The sequence below is a fragment of the Sinorhizobium sp. genome (assembly GCF_059070375.1).
The window spans coordinates 1,137,461-1,156,085 of sequence record NZ_JCACWC010000003.1; the positions used below are offsets into that span (position 1 = coordinate 1,137,461).

The 18,625-nt window shown below is 61.7% G+C and carries 18 protein-coding genes and 1 pseudogene; 13 read left to right on the top strand and 6 right to left on the bottom strand.

Annotated elements, in window-relative coordinates; genetic code table 11:
- Positions 1 to 51: 51 nt before the first annotated feature.
- From AC5J09_RS17470 to era, 7 genes are all read left to right on the top strand, one after another.
- The gene (locus tag AC5J09_RS17470) at positions 52 to 2,277 is read left to right on the top strand and encodes a RelA/SpoT family protein (RefSeq protein ID WP_494298104.1); all 2,226 of its coding nucleotides are present in this window, start codon (positions 52 to 54) and stop codon (positions 2,275 to 2,277) included.
- Positions 2,278 to 2,434: 157 nt separating this feature from the next.
- Positions 2,435 to 2,587, top strand: a complete 153-nt coding sequence (locus tag AC5J09_RS17475) for a DUF3563 family protein (protein WP_018094596.1) — start codon at positions 2,435 to 2,437, stop codon at positions 2,585 to 2,587.
- Between the two features lie 291 nt (positions 2,588 to 2,878).
- Positions 2,879 to 3,436, top strand: coding sequence for a DUF2062 domain-containing protein (locus AC5J09_RS17480; RefSeq protein ID WP_234819226.1), 558 nt, complete (start codon positions 2,879 to 2,881; stop codon positions 3,434 to 3,436).
- On the top strand, positions 3,433 to 3,852 hold the full coding sequence (acpS, locus tag AC5J09_RS17485; RefSeq protein WP_018094597.1) for a holo-ACP synthase: 420 nt from the start codon (positions 3,433 to 3,435) through the stop codon (positions 3,850 to 3,852). The genes AC5J09_RS17480 and acpS overlap by 4 nt, the downstream gene beginning before the upstream one ends.
- Positions 3,853 to 4,010: 158 nt before the next feature.
- On the top strand, positions 4,011 to 4,754 hold the full coding sequence (gene lepB / locus AC5J09_RS17490; RefSeq protein WP_275596552.1) for a signal peptidase I: 744 nt from the start codon (positions 4,011 to 4,013) through the stop codon (positions 4,752 to 4,754).
- Entirely contained in the window at positions 4,754 to 5,470 is a 717-nt protein-coding gene (gene rnc / locus AC5J09_RS17495) for a ribonuclease III (protein ID WP_018094599.1), read from the top strand. The genes lepB and rnc overlap by 1 nt, the downstream gene beginning before the upstream one ends.
- An 8-nt stretch (positions 5,471 to 5,478) precedes the next feature.
- Entirely contained in the window at positions 5,479 to 6,408 is a 930-nt protein-coding gene (gene era / locus AC5J09_RS17500; protein ID WP_026168570.1) for a GTPase Era, read from the top strand.
- 66 nt (positions 6,409 to 6,474) lie between these two features.
- On the opposite strand, the pseudogene AC5J09_RS17505 reads toward era, so the two are convergent.
- Both AC5J09_RS17505 and AC5J09_RS17510 read right to left on the bottom strand, forming a co-directional pair.
- Positions 6,475 to 6,546: pseudogene (locus AC5J09_RS17505) on the bottom strand (arsenical resistance protein ArsH); the annotation flags it as partial.
- A 68-nt stretch (positions 6,547 to 6,614) separates the two neighbouring features.
- Entirely contained in the window at positions 6,615 to 7,613 is a 999-nt protein-coding gene (locus tag AC5J09_RS17510) for a glycerophosphodiester phosphodiesterase family protein (protein WP_100672054.1), read from the bottom strand.
- 571 nt (positions 7,614 to 8,184) lie between these two features.
- Between AC5J09_RS17510 and cfa2 the strand changes: the two genes are divergently transcribed.
- The 3 genes from cfa2 (at position 8,185) to AC5J09_RS17525 (ending at position 12,455) form a co-directional block, all read left to right on the top strand.
- A complete protein-coding gene (gene cfa2 / locus AC5J09_RS17515; RefSeq protein WP_275596549.1) occupies positions 8,185 to 9,441 on the top strand; it encodes a cyclopropane-fatty-acyl-phospholipid synthase in 1,257 nt (418 codons plus the stop codon).
- 149 nt (positions 9,442 to 9,590) lie between these two features.
- The gene (locus tag AC5J09_RS17520) at positions 9,591 to 11,900 is read left to right on the top strand and encodes a Tex family protein (protein WP_494298105.1); all 2,310 of its coding nucleotides are present in this window, start codon (positions 9,591 to 9,593) and stop codon (positions 11,898 to 11,900) included.
- Positions 11,901 to 12,140: 240 nt separating this feature from the next.
- Positions 12,141 to 12,455 carry a hypothetical protein gene (locus tag AC5J09_RS17525; RefSeq protein WP_100672057.1) on the top strand — a complete coding sequence of 105 codons (315 nt, stop codon included), beginning with the start codon at positions 12,141 to 12,143 and terminating at the stop codon, positions 12,453 to 12,455.
- Positions 12,456 to 12,540: 85 nt separating this feature from the next.
- Here the strand turns inward: AC5J09_RS17525 and rkpK are convergent, their stop codons facing one another.
- The 3 genes from rkpK to AC5J09_RS17540 all read right to left on the bottom strand — a co-directional run bounded on the left by rkpK (position 12,541) and on the right by AC5J09_RS17540 (position 15,429).
- Complete coding sequence (rkpK, locus tag AC5J09_RS17530) at positions 12,541 to 13,854, bottom strand: UDP-glucose 6-dehydrogenase (RefSeq protein ID WP_018094607.1); 1,314 nt, start codon at positions 13,852 to 13,854, stop codon at positions 12,541 to 12,543.
- Positions 13,855 to 14,000: 146 nt separating this feature from the next.
- Positions 14,001 to 15,026 (bottom strand): NAD-dependent epimerase, encoded by a 1,026-nt coding sequence (locus AC5J09_RS17535; RefSeq protein WP_100672058.1) that lies wholly within the window; start codon positions 15,024 to 15,026, stop codon positions 14,001 to 14,003.
- A 70-nt stretch (positions 15,027 to 15,096) separates the two neighbouring features.
- Positions 15,097 to 15,429 (bottom strand): ArsR/SmtB family transcription factor, encoded by a 333-nt coding sequence (locus tag AC5J09_RS17540; RefSeq protein ID WP_018094609.1) that lies wholly within the window; start codon positions 15,427 to 15,429, stop codon positions 15,097 to 15,099.
- 51 nt (positions 15,430 to 15,480) lie between these two features.
- On the opposite strand from AC5J09_RS17540, the gene AC5J09_RS17545 reads away from it, so the two are divergent.
- Together AC5J09_RS17545 and AC5J09_RS17550 are read left to right on the top strand one after the other, a co-directional pair.
- The gene (locus AC5J09_RS17545) at positions 15,481 to 15,963 is read left to right on the top strand and encodes an SRPBCC domain-containing protein (protein ID WP_324763130.1); all 483 of its coding nucleotides are present in this window, start codon (positions 15,481 to 15,483) and stop codon (positions 15,961 to 15,963) included.
- A gap of 9 nt (positions 15,964 to 15,972) precedes the next feature.
- Positions 15,973 to 16,335 carry a hypothetical protein gene (locus AC5J09_RS17550; RefSeq protein ID WP_324763131.1) on the top strand — a complete coding sequence of 121 codons (363 nt, stop codon included), beginning with the start codon at positions 15,973 to 15,975 and terminating at the stop codon, positions 16,333 to 16,335.
- 493 nt (positions 16,336 to 16,828) lie between these two features.
- On the opposite strand, the gene AC5J09_RS17555 is transcribed toward AC5J09_RS17550, so the two are convergent.
- Positions 16,829 to 17,569: a L,D-transpeptidase gene (locus tag AC5J09_RS17555; RefSeq protein WP_494298106.1), complete on the bottom strand. Its 741-nt coding sequence runs from the start codon at positions 17,567 to 17,569 to the stop codon at positions 16,829 to 16,831.
- A 223-nt stretch (positions 17,570 to 17,792) separates the two neighbouring features.
- Between AC5J09_RS17555 and recO the strand changes: the two genes are divergently transcribed.
- Positions 17,793 to 18,536: a DNA repair protein RecO gene (gene recO / locus AC5J09_RS17560; protein ID WP_100672265.1), complete on the top strand. Its 744-nt coding sequence runs from the start codon at positions 17,793 to 17,795 to the stop codon at positions 18,534 to 18,536.
- The last annotated feature ends 89 nt before the right edge of the window (positions 18,537 to 18,625 follow it).

The following is an 18,625-nucleotide window of genomic DNA, read 5'->3' on the forward strand; positions in this document are numbered from 1 at the left end:
ATATGATTGGCGCACTTTTTTATTTGCCTGATTTCACGGAGCCGCTAGCGGATGATGCGCCAATACGAGCTCGTTGAGCGCGTGCAAAAATACAAGCCCGACGTCAACGAGGCGCTGCTGAACAAGGCCTATGTCTACGCCATGCAGAAGCACGGGCAGCAGAAGCGGGCAAGCGGCGATCCTTACATCTCCCATCCCCTGGAAGTGGCGGCGATCCTGACCGAAATGCATCTGGACGAATCCACGATCGCCGTCGCGCTGCTGCACGACACAATCGAGGATACGACCGCGACGCGGCAGGAGATCGACGATCTCTTCGGCGAGGATATCGGCGCCTTGGTCGAAGGCCTCACCAAGATCAAGAAGCTCGACCTCGTCACCAAGAAGGCCAAGCAGGCGGAAAATCTTCGGAAGCTGCTGCTCGCCATTTCGGATGACGTCCGCGTGCTCCTGGTCAAACTTGCCGATCGCCTCCACAATATGCGCACCCTCGACCACATGTCGGCCGAAAAGCGCGCACGCATCTCCGAGGAGACGATGGACATCTATGCGCCCCTGGCAGGGCGCATGGGCATGCAGGACATGCGCGAGGAGCTGGAGAACCTGTCCTTCCGCCACATCAATCCGGAGGCTTACGAGACCGTTACCAGGCGCCTCCAGGAGCTCTCCGAGCGTAATGAGGGGCTGATCAAGAAGATCGAGGAGGAACTGAGCGACCTCCTTCAGGCCGAGGGGCTGACGGATTCACAGGTGAGGGGACGCCAGAAGAAGCCCTATTCGGTTTTCCGCAAGATGCAGTCGAAATCACTCTCCTTCGAGCAGCTCTCGGATGTCTGGGGCTTCCGCATCATCGTCAACGACATCCCGTCCTGCTATCGCGCGCTCGGTATCGTGCACACCCGCTGGCGTGTCGTGCCGGGACGCTTCAAGGACTACATCTCGACCCCGAAACAGAACGACTATCAATCGATTCACACGACGATCATCGGCCCGTCGCGCCAGCGCATCGAACTGCAGATCCGCACGAAGCGCATGCATGAGATCGCCGAATACGGTATCGCGGCCCACGCACTCTACAAGGATCGCGACACTGTTTCCGGCGACCTGACGCGCACTCCGACATCGAATGCCTATTCCTGGCTGCGCCGCACGATCGAATCGCTCGCCGAGGGCGACAATCCGGAGGAGTTTCTCGAGCACACCAAGCTCGAGCTCTTCCAGGATCAGGTCTTCTGCTTCACACCGAAGGGACAACTGATAGCGCTGCCGCGCGGCGCCACCCCGATCGACTTTGCCTATGCCGTGCATACGAATATCGGCGACACCTGCGTCGGGGCCAAGATCAACGGTCGCATCATGCCGCTGGTGACGCGGCTCAACAACGGTGACGAGGTGGAGATCATCCGCTCGGGTATTCAGGTGCCGCCGCCGGCCTGGGAAGAGATCGTCGTCACGGGCAAGGCGCGAGCCGCCATCCGCCGCGCGACCCGCGCCGCCATCCGCAAGCAATATGCCGGCCTCGGCTATCGCATCCTCGAACGCACCTTCGAACGGGCGGGCAAGACCTTCTCGCGCGAGGCTTTGAAACCGGTGCTGCATCGGCTCGGGCAGAAGGACGTCGAGGACGCCATCGCCGCGGTCGGGCGCGGCGAACTCTCCTCGCTCGATGTTCTGCGCGCGGTGTTTCCCGATCATCAGGACGAGCGCGTCACCGTGAAACCCAGCGCCGACGACGGCTGGTTCAACATGCGCAGCGCCGCGGGCATGATCTTCAAGCTACCGGAGCGGTCGAAGGAAATGGCCGCCGCCGAGCAGGCGGAGGGGCCGGAAGCCCTGCCGATCCGTGGCCTCTCCGGCAATGCCGAGGTCCATTTCAGTCCGGCCGGCGCCGTTCCCGGCGATCGCATCGTCGGCATCATGGACAAGGACAAAGGCATCACCATCTATCCGATCCAGTCGCCGATCCTGCAGAAGTTCGATGAAGAGCCCGAGCGCTGGATCGACGTTCGTTGGGATCTCGACGAGGCGAACAACAGCCGTTTCATGGCGAGGATTGCGGTCAGCGCCTTGAACGAACCCGGCACGCTGGCAGAGGTCGCACAGGCCATCGCGACCACCGACGTCAATATCCGTTCGCTTTCCATGGGGCGCGTCGCCGCGGACTTCAGCGAATTGCAGTTCGATCTCGAGGTCTGGGACCTGCGTCAGCTCAACCATCTGATGGCGCAGCTCAAGGAGCTGCCGAGCATATCCATGGTCAAGCGCCTCTTCGAGTAGCCGGTTTCCGTGCAATCTGCCTCAGAAATAAGCATCTCGTAACAATGATGAGCCGCGCCATGCATTCATTGCATGGCTGCCGACGCTTCGCGGGACTGGTGGTGGTTCGGCTGGTGAACTATCTTTCGCATCGGGAGGTGAACGAAAGGGGTTTGCCATGTTCAAGCAGTTGAAGAAAATCACCCGTGCCCTGCACATTCCGAGCATCGAAGAGCGCGAGACCGCCTATCTGAATGGCTCCGTCGACCGGATCGACCTGGAATACCGTCAGCGTCAGATCGACCGCGGCCTTTTCCGGAAGGGCTTCTGATCGCGAATGCGGCGCGCCCGAAAGGCGCGCCACGGCTGCTGCGCCCGGCGGTAGCCTGAGCTATGCGTTTTACGAATGGCTCTCTTGCCTTATCTCTCAGTCTGACGCCTTGCGACGCTGCGTGTCCTGCGGCTGTAACGCTTTGATCTGCCGCACGCCTCAGTCTTCAAGGATTGAAGGAAACATGCAGCAGCTTGCACACGGCGTGTGCGGCGCCTATCTTGCGCCCATCGTAAGGCGGGCGGTCCGTCTTGCGCCGGCGGCGGTTTCGAATGCGATCATGACGGCATAATGTTATTCAGGCGCAGAAAACCGGTCACACTATCCGAGAGGCTTCGCGCTTTCTTCTGGCCGCGCAAGGGGCTGACGCGCGCTCCGCGCTACATTGCCCTTCGAATTCTCCGGCTGAACTCGTCTCCGCACTCGATCGCCGTCGGGGTGGCGGCGGGTGCTGCGTCGTCCTTGACGCCGTTCTTCGGCCTGCATATCGTTCTCGCCGTCCTTCTGGCGTCGGCGTTTTCCGGGAATCTCATCGCCGCCGCGATCACGACGCTGCTCGCCAATCCCATCACGATACCGGTCATCCTGACGGCTTCCTACGAGGTCGGCACGATGCTCACGCAGCCGCAAGCCGCTCAGGTGATCGGCGGCCAAGAGATCATGCGGATGATCGAACATCTCGATTTTGCAAGCCTGTGGGGCCCGGTCTTCAAGCCGATGCTCATTGGCTCGCTCCCTCTTTCAGTGGCGGGCGCCTTGATATTCTACCCGTTTGCCTTTCAGACGGCCCGCCTCTTCCAGAAGCGGCGCCGGCAGGCCCGCGCGCACAAATTTGGACATCCGACATGATCATCGGCATCGGCAGCGATCTGATCGATATCAGGCGCATCGAAAACTCGCTCCAACGCTTCGGCGAGCGTTTCGTCAATCGGTGCTTCACCGATATCGAGATCGCCAAATCCGAGGGCCGCAAAAATCGTGCGGCCTCCTATGCCAAGCGTTTCGCCGCAAAGGAGGCCTGTTCCAAGGCACTGGGCACCGGCCTGGCTCAAGGCGTGTTCTGGAAAGATATGGGCGTCGTGAACCTGCCTGGCGGGAAGCCGACGATGCAGCTGACCGGTGGCGCGGCCGCGCGCCTTCAGGAATTGCTGCCGGTCGGCCACCGCGCCGCAATCCATCTGACCATCACCGACGACTTCCCGCTTGCTCAAGCTTTCGTGATTATCGAGGCGCTCCCGGTTGCCCCCGCCGAGGGAACGGTTTAGAGCACTTGCCGAAGACCGGCCCGCGGTCGCTTGAAGCACGGCATTCCCGCGACATATAGCATCGAGTTGCGGGGCGGCGTGCGCTTGAGTTCGGGCGCAGACGAACGTTGAAGCGTTAGGCCCGGTGCCCCCGGGCAGGATGACAAGGAAGACTGAGCGTGGCAGAAAAGACAGAAGCGAAGCAGAGCGGTCTCTGGGAGAACGTCAAGGTCATCATCCAGGCGCTGCTCCTCGCCGTGGTCATCCGCACCGTCTTCTTTCAGCCCTTTACGATCCCTTCCGGCTCGATGATGCCGACGCTCCTTGTCGGCGACTATATCTTCGTCAACAAGTTCGCCTACGGCTATTCGAAATACTCGCTGCCCTTTTCGCCGGATCTTTTCAGCGGAAGGATCTTTGCGAGCGAACCGGAGCGGGGCGACATCGTGGTCTTCCGGTTCCCGCCCAATCCCGATATCGACTATATCAAGCGCCTCGTAGGCCTGCCGGGCGACCGCATCCAGGTCAGGAACAGCATTCTCTACGTCAACGACAAGCCGGTCGAACGGGTGCCGGACGGCACGTTCCGCGCTGACGATCAGTACGACACGGGCGGCGATGTTCCTGTCTATCGCGAGACGATGGACAACGGCATGACTTACGACACGCTCGACCAGTTTCCCGATTCGCGCGGCGACAACACCCGTGAATTCATCGTCCCCGCAGGTCATTATTTCATGATGGGCGACAACCGGGACAACTCCGCCGACAGCCGTTTCGACGTCGGCTTCGTGCCGGCTGAAAACCTTGTCGGCCGGGCCAGCCTGATCTTCTTCTCGCTCGGCAACGACACCTCGTTCCGGCAGATCTGGAAATGGCCGGCGAACCTGCGTTACGATCGTTTATTCAAGGTCGTCCACTGATGAAGGGCCGCTCGTTGAACGGGGAGGACCGGGCGCGGCTCGAGGCCGCGATCGGTTACCGGTTCGCCGAGAAGGAACGTCTCGACCGGGCGCTGACGCATTCGAGCGCTCGCAGCGGCCGCGCGATCAACTATCAGCGGCTCGAATTCCTGGGTGACCGGGTGCTTGGGCTCTGCGTCGCGGAACTCCTGTTCCAGACCTTCACCGATGCCAACGAAGGCGAGCTCTCGGTGCGTCTGAACCAGCTCGTCAGCGCGGAGAGCTGCGCGAAGGTGGCGGATGAGCTCTCGCTGCACGAATTCATCCGCACCGGCTCGGATGTGAAGAAAATCACGGGCAAGCACATGATGAATGTGCGCGCCGATGTGGTAGAGTCGCTGATCGCCGCGATCTATCTCGATGGCGGCCTCGACGCGGCGCGACGTTTCGTGCTCGAGCATTGGACGCATCGAGCCGCAAGCGCAGACGGCGCCAGGCGGGACGCCAAGACGGAACTGCAGGAATGGGCGCACGCCAGATTCGGCGTCGCGCCGAAATACAGGACGGACGACCGTTCCGGGCCTGATCACGATCCGCGCTTTACCGTGACGGTGGAGGTCGACGGGATCGCGCCGGAGACGGGGGTCGATCGTTCCAAGCGCGGGGCCGAGCAGGTCGCCGCGATGAAATTGCTGGAACGCGAAGGTGTGTGGCAGAAGCGCTCTGCCGGAAATTGACGGATATCATGACGGATACTCAAAAGGATACGGCCGCCGGCGCAGTGCCGACGCGCTCGGGCTTCGTGGCGCTGATCGGGGCGACGAATGCCGGCAAGTCGACATTGGTCAATCGCCTTGTCGGCGCGAAAGTGTCGATCGTCAGCCACAAGGTGCAGACGACGCGGGCGATCATCCGCGGCATTGCGATCCACGGCAGCGCGCAGATCGTCTTCATGGACACGCCCGGCATCTTCAAGCCGCGGCGTCGGCTCGACCGCGCCATGGTCACCACGGCCTGGGGCGGAGCCAAGGACGCCGATCTGATCATGCTGCTGATCGACAGCGAGCGCGGGATCAAGGGTGACGCGGAGGCGATCCTCGAGGGCCTGAAGGAGGTACATCAGCCGAAGGTTCTCGTCCTCAACAAGGTCGATCAGGTTCGCCGCGAGGATTTGCTGAAGCTTGCGGCCGCTGCGAACGAAGTGGTCGCGTTCGAGCGCACCTTCATGATCTCCGCGCTGACGGGTTCCGGCTGCGAAGACGTGATGGATTATCTCGCCGAGACGCTGCCGGAAGGCCCGTGGTACTATCCCGAGGATCAGATCTCCGATCTGCCGATGCGCCAGCTTGCCGCCGAGATCACCCGCGAGAAGCTCTTCCTTCGTCTGCATCAGGAGCTTCCCTATGCATCTCACGTGGAAACGGAGAAATGGGAGGAGCGCAAGGACGGTTCCGTGCGCATCGAACAGGTGATCTACGTGGAACGGGACAGCCAGAAGAAGATCGCCCTGGGCAAGGGCGGCGAGGCGATCAAAGCGATCTCGACCGCCGCGCGCAAGGAAATCTCCGAAATTCTCGAGCAGCCGGTGCACCTCTTCCTGTTCGTCAAGGTGCGCGAGAACTGGGGCGACGATCCGGAACGCTTCCGCGAAATGGGGCTCGACTTTCCGAAATAGCGGGAAGGACGTCAGATCCTCTTCAACGTCATGCGGCGTTCGAGCTCCGCAGCCGATTTACCAGCCTTCCTGGAATGCCTTGGCGACGGATGACTGATGCGGAACCGTGATCATGCGCATCCAACGGCCTAGCATGCGGCGAGAGCAGCAAAGGCGGCATAGTCCGCGAGAATCCATATGTCGACATATGTTGTTGCGCGCTTCGGCTACTGTCGATTGGCCTGGTCGGTCGCTGCGCCGGGGCGCTTTCCGAGAAGGGGAGCGATTGTTTCCGCCCTGTTGGTCCAGACGTAGCCGGAGAAGCGCTCGGGAACGAAAGCGAGATCATCGGTGCTGTCGATGCCGGAGGTGAAATCGCCTCCGCTGTAAGGGCCAAGCAGGATGATTTCGCTGCCGGCGGCCTGCATGCGGGCCGCGAACCGGTCGGGCCAGCCCCACAGAAAACTTGCATAATTACTCGGCACGATGATCAGCGTATCGCGACAGGCGTCCGGTACGATGCCGGTCCAGCCATAGGCGGCATAGCGGCCAAGACAGGCGATCGTGGATTGTCGATCATAGCCTCTGAGCCCCGGAACCAGCCGGAGCGTTTCCTGCGTCGGAGCGGTGCCGCCATAGACGCCGAACACCTGTTTGCGCCACTCCGGGTGGAACCGGAGGAGGACCGCGAGGGTCGCTCCTTCCTCCCGCCGCTCGCTCTTGAAATTGATAAGGAAGCGGCCCTCGGGCAGGGCCTTGAAAACCTCCGTCAGCGTCGGCATCTGGCCAGCCCCCTGGCCGCGGAAGGGGAAGGACTTGCCGCCGTCGGCCGTATAGCCGTAGCCGATGTCCAGTGTCTTCAGCTCGGACATCGGAGTGTCCTGGGTGACGCCGCTCCCATTCGTCCGGCAGTCGAGCGTCCAGTCGTGAAACACGGCAAATTGGCGATCCGGTGTCAGGTGGACGTCGAGTTCGACGACGTCGGCGCCGCTCTCCATCGCCGCGCGCATCGAGGCAATCGTGTTTTCGAGATAGCTGTGGCGCGGCTTTTCGATGCGCTCGGCGGTACAGGTGTCGTTGTCGAGACCTTCCGAGGAAAAAACCTGGTGGATGCCGCGATGAGCGAGGATCTTTGCATTGCCGGAGGGAGGCGGCGCCAGAAGCGACGTGTTGAGAAGCCAGACGATGGCGACGACGATGAGCGCAACCACGGCGATCTTCTTCATCGTGTATCCTCCTCTCGCGACGGGCTTGCCGCGACAATGTGGCGTGACGATGTTACCGGTTGGTGTACGAGTGTTACAAGGACCGGCACCACTCTGTTACCGGGTCCGTGACCGGTCGGCCACCACTAAGCGCAGGTAGGCGCCCGGAAGCGGCCCCGCAACATCCGACGAGAGCTCGTTTCGAAGGGACGAGAGCAATAGCCTCGATGCACCGGTTTGCGCCCGCTGACGGTCTTGTCCCAGTGCTTTCGAATTTGCTAAGCAAACAAATCTTTGAGGGGCCACAAAAAAGCCCCATTGAATAACCGCCGAACACAGCTAAGTTAATGGAAGTTCTGATGGATAGGAGCCCGATGGGCTGGCCTGACGAATTCCCGCAGCTGGTCCTTGCCTTGTTTCGCGAGGACTCGCCGGAAACCGTGAGGTCGCGCTCGAGCCGGTTTCTCGCCGCTTCTGGATGTGGCCGCCCGCCTCCAAGCTGCCGCATGTCTGCCCTGAAGCCGACCAGCCGCTCACCCGCTCCCCCTGTGAAGGAACCGATGGTTCGTTTAGGTCTGAGCTGAGGTAGGATATGAATGCGGGTTTGTTGAATCTACTTCGCCGGCTTGTCGAGAAAGGCAAGCTGACGGTCGTTTTCTCGTCGGGTGAAAAGGTGGTTCTGGGCGATGGTACGGGCAAGCCGGCGGCCATCCGTTTCGCTGATGCCGGAGCGGAAAAAGCCGTTCTTCACGATCCAGGGCTGAAATTCGGCGAAATGTACATGGACGGTCGCGTTCTCGTGGAGGAGGGCGATATTTTCGACGTGCTGGCCATCGTCAAGAGCAATGATCTCGACAAGGCGGCAACCTTCACCAATTCGATCGTCGCGCTGGGACACATCTTTCGCCAGCAGATGAAGAGCCGGCTGCCGGTAAACCGCAACCGCTACAACGTCGCCCACCATTACGATCTGGACGGCAAGCTCTTCAATCTCTTCCTCGACGAGGACTGGCAATATTCCTGTGCCTATTTCCATCCGCCGGGTATCTCGCTTGATGAGGCGCAACGCGCCAAGAAGCGGCACATAGCGGCAAAGCTGCTGCTCGAGCCCGGCCAGAAGGTACTGGAAGTGGGTTCCGGCTGGGGCGGCATGGCGATGTACCTCGCCGAGTCGTCGGGTGTGGAAGTCACGGGCATCACGCTCAGCGAAGAGCAGTTGAAGGTCTCGCGCGAACGCGCCGCAAGGCGCGGGCTTTCGGACCGGGTGCGTTTCGAGCTGCAGGACTATCGCACCATGCAGGGAAGGCAATTCGACCGCATCGTCTCCGTCGGCATGTTCGAACATGTCGGCATCGGCAATTACGGCAATTTCTTCCGCAAGATGAAAGAACTGCTGAAGCCGGACGGCGTGATGCTGCTGCATTCGATCGGGCAGATCTACAAACCCTGGGCGACCAACCCGTGGATCGAAAAGTATATCTTCCCCGGCGGCTACATTCCCGCCCTGTCGGAGGTATTGCCACGGGTCGAGAGCAACCGGCTGCTCGTCAAGGACATCGAGATTCTGCCGCTGCATTACGCCTGGACGCTCAGGGCCTGGCGCGAGCGTTTCCTGGCGCAGCGGGACGAGGCGGTCAGGCTTTATGACGAGCGCTTTTTCCGTATGTGGGAGTTCTATCTCGCCGCCTCGGAAACGGCCTTCCTCTACGACAAGCATTTTGTCTTCCAGCTCCAGCTCTCGCCGTCACTCGCGACAGTGCCGGTGTCGCGCGACTATATCGCCATCAAGGAGCGCGAATTGCTGGAATTTGAAAAGACCCGCGAACGGCTGGAACTCGTCGCGGTCTGAGGGGGCGGGCGAAAGCCTCCTCATCCGCCCCCGCGACGGCACCGTCTCCTGATCTTCTGTGGAGTTCGCCCGGGCGGCCATCGGCCTTCACTTGGCCTTGATGGTCTGCGCCAGTATGGTCCGGCCGAAACAGGAAACGGAACGAGAGAATGGTCACGACCGCAAAGCCCATCGCCGCCATCATCGCCAGCGAAATCAAGGCGACCGCCGCCCAGGTCACAGCGGCAGTCGAATTGCTGGACGGCGGAGCGACGGTGCCTTTCATCGCGCGCTATCGCAAGGAGGTCACCGGCGGTCTCGACGACACGCAACTGCGCGTCCTGTCGGAGCGGCTTACCTATCTGCGCGAGCTTGAAGCGCGACGGGCGTCGATTGTCGATTCGATCCGCGGCCAGGGCAAGATGACCGACGAGCTCGAAGGCAAGATCGCCGGCGCGGTTACCAAGGCGGAACTCGAAGACATTTACCTGCCCTATAAGCCGAAGCGCCGCACCAAGGCGGAAATCGCACGCGAACGTGGGCTGGGTGCACTGGCCGAAGCAATTCTTTCCGATCGCTCGATCGCGCCGGCCGAACGCGCGGCCGCCTTCCTCACCGCCGATGTGCCGGACGTCAAGACCGCACTCGATGGCGCCCGCGATATCATCGCCGAGGCCATGACCGAGAACGCCGACCTTCTCGGGCGGTTGCGGAACTATATGCGGGAGGCAGCCTTCCTGCGCGCTCGGGTCGTGGACGGCAAGCAGGAGTCCGGCGCCAAATTCTCGGACTATTTCGACCACTCCGAGCGCTGGGCGACGGTGGCCGGGCACCGCGCATTGGCGATGCTGCGCGGTTGGAACGAAGAGGTCCTCTCGGTCGATATCGTGGTCGATCAGGAGGCCGCGCCTTCGCACAGGCCGACCGAGCGGATGATCGCGGCGGCCTACAATGTCGGCGATCGGTTGCCCGGCGACAGATGGCTGCTGGAGGTCATCGGCTGGACATGGCGAGTCAAGCTTTCGCTTTCGCTGTCGCTGGACCTGATGCGCGAGCTGCGCGAGCGCGCGGAAGAAGAGGCAATCCGCGTCTTCGCACGCAATCTCAAGGACCTGCTGCTCGCGGCGCCCGCGGGCTCGCGCGCGACCATGGGCCTCGATCCCGGGATCCGCACCGGCGTCAAGGTCGCGGTGGTCGACGGCACAGGCAAGCTGCTCGACACCGCCACGGTCTATCCCTTTCCGCCGAAGAACGACATTCGCGGCGCCCAGGCAGAGCTTGCGGCGCTCGTGCGCAAGCATAAGGTGGAACTGATTGCGATCGGCAACGGCACCGGTAGCCGTGAGACGGAGAAACTCGTCGCAGACATGCTCGCTGCCATGCCGGCGCCGAAGCCTACCAAGGTGATCGTGTCCGAAGCGGGTGCATCGGTCTATTCCGCTTCGGAGACGGCGGCTGCCGAGTTTCCGGGCCTCGACGTTTCCCTGCGGGGCGCCGTTTCGATCGCCCGCAGGCTGCAGGATCCGCTGGCCGAGCTCGTCAAGATCGAACCGAAATCGATCGGCGTCGGTCAGTACCAGCACGACGTCGATCAGTCGAAGCTCAGCCGCTCGCTCGACGCCGTTGTCGAGGATGCGGTAAACGCCGTCGGGGTCGATCTCAACACCGCCTCGGCGCCCCTCCTGGCGCGTGTCTCCGGACTGGGCAAGTCCTCGGCCGAGGCAATTGTCGCGCACCGCGATGCGATGGGGGCCTTCGCCAGCCGCCAGGAACTTTTGAAAGTGCCGCGTCTCGGCGCCCGCACCTTCGAGCAGTGCGCCGGCTTTCTGCGGATACCGAACGGTTCCGAGCCGCTCGACGCGTCTGCGGTGCATCCGGAGGCCTATGGCGTTGCCAAGAAGATCGTTGCAGCCTGCGGGCGGGACGTGCGCTCGCTGATGGCAGACAGCGCCGAGCTGAAAAAACTCGATCCGCGCATTTTCGTCGACGAGCGCTTCGGCCTGCCGACGGTCAAGGACATCCTGGCCGAACTCGAGAAACCGGGTCGCGATCCGCGCCCGAGCTTCAAGACGGCTACCTTCGCGGAAGGCGTGGACGACATCAAGGATCTGAAAGTCGGGATGCGGCTCGAGGGCACGGTGACCAATGTCGCAGCGTTCGGCGCCTTCGTCGATATCGGCGTGCACCAGGACGGCCTCGTCCACGTTTCGCAATTGGCCGACCGCTTCGTCAAGGATCCGCATGAGGTCGTCAAGGCGGGTGACGTCGTGCAGGTCCGCGTCACGGAGGTCGACGTCGCGCGCAAGCGCATCGGGCTCTCCATGCGCAGGGAAGGTAGTAGCGCCGACACGCCTCGTGAGGCGAGGGGGGCGCCACCGAAGGGCGGGAACCGGGGCGGGACGGCTCGGTCGCAAACACCGCAGGAGCCGGCGCAGGGCGCGTTCGGTGCGGCGCTGATGGCGGCGATGAAGAAAAAATGAGAGCGTTCGATGGAACGGCCCGCATGGAAGGATCGTTACCCGAGCATCGATGCTCGTGTGATGGCTCAGGTTGCGTTCGATAATTTAGCCAACTGAGATGTAACCCGCCTCCGTCACACTTTTCAGATGGCGACATTGCTCCGTCTCGTGAAGGTGTCGACCATCGAATGCCGGTATACGGCGGAACAGGTCAGCGGAAATCCTCTTCCGCCGGGGCTTCCCGGCTAAAGGAGGTGCGTCATGGTACGCAATGTGGTCCGCGGCCTTTCTCTTGCCGTCCTTCTGACGGCCGCAGTGACAGCCTACCCCCATGCGGCAGACTCACAGGCCGTTGTGAATTGCGCTGAGCGTTCGCAGGTCATCGAGCTGCTGGCTCGACAATATCAAGAAAAGCAGGCCGCGTTCGGGCAGATCAATCCGCAAGCGGTCATGGAACTCTATGCGGCCGACGGCGGCAGTTGGACTTTGATCGTGACCGATGTTTCCGGCCGCAGCTGCGTCTTCCTTGCCGGAAAAAGCTGGGAACAGGTCATCCAAGTCGGCCCGAAGGCCTGACCGCCAGCCTCCTGCGCGAGACGCGCAGAGGGAAGCCCGTGCAGCTTCCCTCTGCTGACCATTGAATGCGACGGTGCGGTGCCGGTCAGTCCGGCCTGCCGATGCTCGCATAGCGGAAGCCGTGCCTTGCGACCTCGTCCTTGCGATAGATGTTGCGCAGATCGACGAGCAGGGGTGTCTTCATCGCGGATTTCAAACGGTCGAAATCCAGCGCCCGGAATTCGTTCCATTCCGTGATAATCACCAGAGCATCCGCCTCGGCCGCCGCTTCATAGGGATCGCTCGCGCAGTCCAGGCCCTCTATCAGCTTGCGCGCGTTTTCCATTCCTTCCGGGTCGTAGCCGGTGACGCGGGCGCCTGCGTCCTGCAACGCCTGAACGACCGCGATCGCAGGGCTGTCGCGCATGTCGTCGGTATTCGGCTTGAAGGTCAGGCCGAGGACTGCAATCTTGGAGCCGCGGATATCGCCGCCGGCCGCCGCGATCACCTTGCGTCCCATCGCCCGCTTGCGGTTGTCGTTGACGGCGACCGTGGTTTCGACGAGCCGCACGGGGGTGTCGTGGTCCTGGGCGGTTTTAACCAGCGCCAATGTGTCCTTGGGGAAGCAGGAGCCGCCATATCCCGGCCCGGCATGCAGGAACTTCGACCCGATGCGGCCGTCCAGCCCGATGCCGCGGGCGACGTCCTGCACATTGGCACCGACTTTCTCGCAGAGATCGGCAATCTCGTTGATGAAGGTAATCTTCATCGCCAGGAAGGCGTTGCCGGCATATTTGATCAGTTCCGACGTGCGGCGTGTCGTGAATACGAGCGGCGACTGATTGAGATAGAGCGGCCGATAGACCTCCGTCATTACCTCTCGCGCGCGACCGTCACTGCCGTCGACCCCGATGACGATCCTGTCGGGCCGTTTGAAATCCTCGATCGCGGCGCCTTCCCGCAGGAATTCCGGGTTGGAGACGACGGTGACGTCAGCCGCAGGGTTGGTTTCGCGGATGATGCGCTCGACCTCGTCTCCGGTACCGACCGGAACCGTGGACTTGGTCACCACGACGGTAAAGCCCTGAAGGTTGGCAGCGATTTCGCGTGCAGCTGCGTAAACATAGGAAAGATCCGCATGTCCGTCACCGCGCCGCGACGGCGTTCCGACGGCAATGAAAACGACGTCGCTGGCGGCCACGGCGGTCTTGAGATCATCGGTGAAGTTCAGGCGCCCGGACGCGACGTTGCTGGCGACGAGATGGTCCAGCCCGGGTTCGAAGATGGGAATCTGACCCTTCTTCAGCGCCGAGATCTTGCCTTCGTCCTTGTCGACGCAGACGACGTCATGGCCGAAATCCGCAAAGCAAACACCGGAAACAAGGCCGACATAGCCGGCACCGATCATCGTGATTTTCATCCGCTTTTCCTTTGAATGTGCTTGAGAACGCTGATCAATTAAGTTTTATCTAATAAAAGGATGTCATCGAGAAAAAAGTAAAGAAAAACCAAATTGCAATTGCGTGCGGAAGCATGCGCTTCGCACAAATATCGTTTGTTTTACCATCAGACGGTCGTGGGTGCACGGCGATAATTCTGTTCATACCACTCGACGAAGCGCGCAACGCCTTCCTCGACCGAAACGGATGGCTTGAATCCGGTCAGGGCTTCGAGCAGGTCCGGCGAAGCGAAGGTGCGCGGTACGTCGCCCTGCTGCATCGGCAGCATGTTGCGGACCGCCGGACGCCCCACAGCCTTCTCGACCGTTTCGACGAAGGTCATCAATTCTACCGGCTGGCCACCGCCGGTATTGACGACGCGGAACGGCGCATGGCGCGAAAGCGTGTCCGTGGCCTTTTCCGGTGCCACCCGGTTCTCCTCCGAAGGCGCAATATGCGACAGCCGGACGATGCTTTCGACGAGATCGTCGATATAGGTGAAGTCCCGGCTCATCCGGCCCTCGCCATAAATGTCGATCGGCCGGCCGTTGTCTATGGCGTCGACGAATTTGAAGAGCGCCATGTCCGGCCGCCCCCAGGGGCCGTAAACGGTGAAGAAGCGGAAGGCGGTGGTCGGCACCTTGTAGAGATGCGCATAGCTGTGCGCCATCAACTCCATCGACTTCTTCGTCGCGGCATAGAGCGTCATGGGTTCGTCGGCCCGGTCCGCTTCGGCAAACGGGATCTTCTCGTTGGCGCCGTAGATCGAAGAGGTGGAGGCGAGCATCAGGTGCTTCGGTGCGATCGCCTTGGCGAGCTCGAGCATGTTCCACGACCCGACGAGATTTGCGTCCACATAGGCTTTCGGGTTTTCGAGGCTGTAGCGGACGCCTGCCTGGGCGGCGAGGTGGATGATGACTTCCGGCTCGGCAAGCTCCGCCGCCCGGTCCAGTGCGGCCCTGTCCTCGAGCATGGCGGTCACCGCCTTGAAGCCGTTGGAGCGCTGAAGGATCGCGTGTCGGCGCTCTTTCAGCGTCACGTCGTAATAGGGCGTCATGCCGTCGAATCCGACGACGAAATGCCCCTCGTCGATCAGTCGTTTTGCAACATGAAAACCGATGAATCCTGCAGTGCCGGTGATGAGGTAACGCATGACGATTTCCCCAGTTTGCCCCACTCCACAGTTCATACGCAGAAAGCCGGCCGATGAAAAGTCAATTCCGTCACTCGCGGGGCTCGTCGAGCTCACGTTGGAGGGCTGTCAGAACGGACATTGCGTGGCCGGCATACTGACTGATCCAACGATCGTGAATGGCACGGATGGGCAAGGCGTTCAGGTGGTTCCACCGCTCGCGGCCCTCGCGCCTGGCGAGAACGAGATCGGCCTCCTCAAGAACCTTCAGGTGCTGCATCACCGTGCAGCGATCCAGGTTCGGGAAGAGCTCGCAGAGCATGCCCGTCGTTTGCGGTTTCTCCTTCAGCGCGTCGAGCATCCGTCGCCGCAGGCCGTTCGCCAGCGCTTTGAAAACCGCATCGTCTTTCGAATCGTTTGACATGTTATGTTTTTATAACATATTATCCACCGATACAATCGTGAGGAGGACGTCATGGCATTCGAATTTCGTGTGAATGGACGTATTGCCCGTCCCGTCGAGCAGGTCTTCGACGCGGTGGTAAACCCGGATCAGCTCAGCCGCTATTTCGTAACGCTCGGCGGCATCAGCGGACCGCTGGTTGCCGGCACCACCGTGACGTGGTGGGGCGAGGTTCCCATCAGGGTCGAGGCCGTGGAGCCTAACGAGCGGATCGTCTTTTGCTGGGATGCCATGACCGGTGAGGGCGAGTCTCCCTACCAGACGCGGGTTGAAATGCGCTTTCAGTCGCTCGACGACGGCGCCACCATGGTGACGATCGCCGAGAGCGGCTGGCGGGAAAACGAACAGGGGCAGAAGAGCTCCTATCTCAATTGCGAGGGCTGGTCGCAGATGCTCGCCTGCATGAAGGCCTGGGTCGAATACGGCATCAATTTGCGGGAGGGCTATTATGTGAGCGAACTCTCCGGCAAGCCGGCACTCGAGCCGCAACTGTAGGAGGGGGCGATGTCCACCGAAATCAAGGGCGGTATCAACATCGCCATGAAAGTTCCGAGCCATCAATACGAAGCGGTGATCGCCTTCTACCGCGACGTCGTCGGTCTCGCGCCTTTCGACGAAAAGGCACCGGCGAAAGGCTTCGTTCTCGGCCCCAATCGTTTGTGGATAGACGAAGCGCCGCATTACAGCCAGGCGGAAATATGGCTGGAACTCTTTACCGAAGATCACGAGGCAGCCCTCGATCGTCTCGCAGCGCACAAGGTCGTGCGCTGCGAGCAGGTCGAGGAACTGGGCGAGGGCTTTCGCGGCGGATGGATTATGAACCCCGCCAATATCGTGCACCTCGTGCGCGAGCCGGATGCCTGGTAAGCGAGTGAGAGCATTTCAACGTGTTTCATGGAAACACTGAAATGCTCTAAGCGTTTGATCCGACGCAATTCCGGGCGGAAAACCGTTACACACTTTGCCTGGAAGTGCTCTAAGACCTGTTGAGATTCGGGCCACCCGCGGCGGCTTGTTTGATTTCCTCATTCCTGTGCTTGTCACAGGAATCCAGCCAGACCAAGTCCTTGGGCTGAAAGAACTCTTCCCGCGCCGCGGACGCGGCGCTGCTGGATCCCTGTGACGAGCACAGGGGATGAGGCGAGGAGAGGTTGCAGTCCTCCGATACGTTTCCGACAGCGCCGCGCGTCTTATGAGACGCGCAAAGGTTGCTGTAGCACTTTGAGATGCAGTGGCGCACGGTCGGTACTCAAGGAATTCAAGCGCATCGCCATGCGTGCCGACAAAACCGAACAGAGCTTCAACGCCATTATCCATCTCGCAGAAGCCGTCATAAACTCGAAATGAATCTCAACAGGCCTTAGAACGAAAGCGTTCCGCTGCCGTCGGCGGCGGTCGACATCGGTGCATCCATCGGCTGGCTCATCGGCGGTTCCGCCTGGAGCACGACGACGCGCGAGCCTTCCGGCACGCGGCTGTAAAGGTCGATGATATCCGGGTTGAACAGGCGGATGCAGCCGCTCGAGACCGCCTTGCCGATCGACCAGGCCTCCGTGGTGCCGTGGATGCGGAACAGCGTGTCGCGGTTTCCCTGGTAGAGATAGAGCGCGCGCGGTCCGAGCGGATTGCGCAGGCCGGGGTCCATGCCTCCCGCGAGCGGTCCGTAGCGCTCGGGTTCGCGCGCGACCATGTCGGATGTCGGCGTCCAGCGCGGCCATTCCGCCTTGCGGCCGACGCGCGCCTCGCCCTCGAATTCCAGCCCGGCCTTGCCGACGCCGATGCCGTAACGAAGCGCCATGCCTCCGCCCTGCACGAGATAGAGAAAGCGGTTTTCCGTGTCGATCACGACAGTACCCGGCGGCTCATGCGTGACGTAAGGCACCTGTTGCCGCAGAAAACGCGGTTCGACCTTGCTGATGTCGGTGGCCGGAAGCGGAAACGTCTCATCCGGCTTCGCCCCATACATTGCTACGAAATAGGGATCCGGCCCTTTCGGCCGGACCGGCTGGTTGCTGCTCACGCAACCCGCCAGCGCGGCGGAGAGGGCCAAAGCGGCGCAAAGCTGCATCAGACGGCTGGCGCGATTCCCGGACACACACATAGTCGAATTGTTCCTGCTGACTGTCATTCTTGAGGAGGCACGTCTAAGGCCTCGCAACCCGCATTGAAAGGCGTCGCAATGCGGCAAAAACGACAACGGATTTGCGGCGCACAGCAAGTGTAGCGGAAAGGCTACAGTTTGCTTCCGCCGCACCGGACGAGGATCGAAACCGGGCGCGTTTCTTCGCTTGCTCCGGTTTCGGCGGCGGGTGTATGCCTTTTTCATGCAATGGAGCGATGAAGCCATAATTCTCGGCATCCGGCGGCATGGCGAGAGCTCTGTCATCGCGGAGGTGATGACGCCCGGGCACGGGCGGCATCTCGGGCTCGTGCGCTCGGGCCGCTCGCGTGCGATGCAGCCGGTGCTGCAGCCGGGCAATTCCGTGGAGGTGAGCTGGCGGGCGAGGCTGGACGAGCATCTCGGCGAATTCCGCGTCGAGCCGCTGCAATTGCGTGCCGCGAGGCTGATCGAGACGGCGACTTCCGTCTACGGAATTCAGGCGATCGGCGCACTCTTGCGGCTCCTGCCGGAGCGCGACCCGCATCCCCATCTCTACGAGGCGCTCGCCGTCATCGTCGATCACCTCCAGGACCCGGCAGATGCCGGCGAATTGTTCGTGCGCTTCGAACTCGCGGTGCTGAACGATCTCGGCTTCGGCCTGGATCTTTCTCAATGTGGGGCGACGGGTGCGCAAAGCGACCTTGTCTTCGTATCGCCGAAATCGGGCCGCGCGATCTGCCGCGAAGCGGGTGCCCCTTACGCCGATCGCATGCTCGCCCTCCCGGACTTCCTGTCGGGAGGAAGCAGAGCTGCCGATCACGAAAGCCTTGCCGCCGCCTTCCGCCTTACCGCCTATTTCCTCAACCGCCATGTTTACGAGCCGCGGGGCGTCGACGCCGCGTCGGCGCGGGACGGGTTCGTCCATGCGACGCTGAAGGCGCTGAAGGCCGCATCGTCGGAGGCTTGAGCGTTTTTGAGAAGGCGACCGCGGTGGCGACGGGTGGCGGATGCCTTTTTCTCCCATCCCTGTGACGGGCACAGGGATGGGAGGTCGCA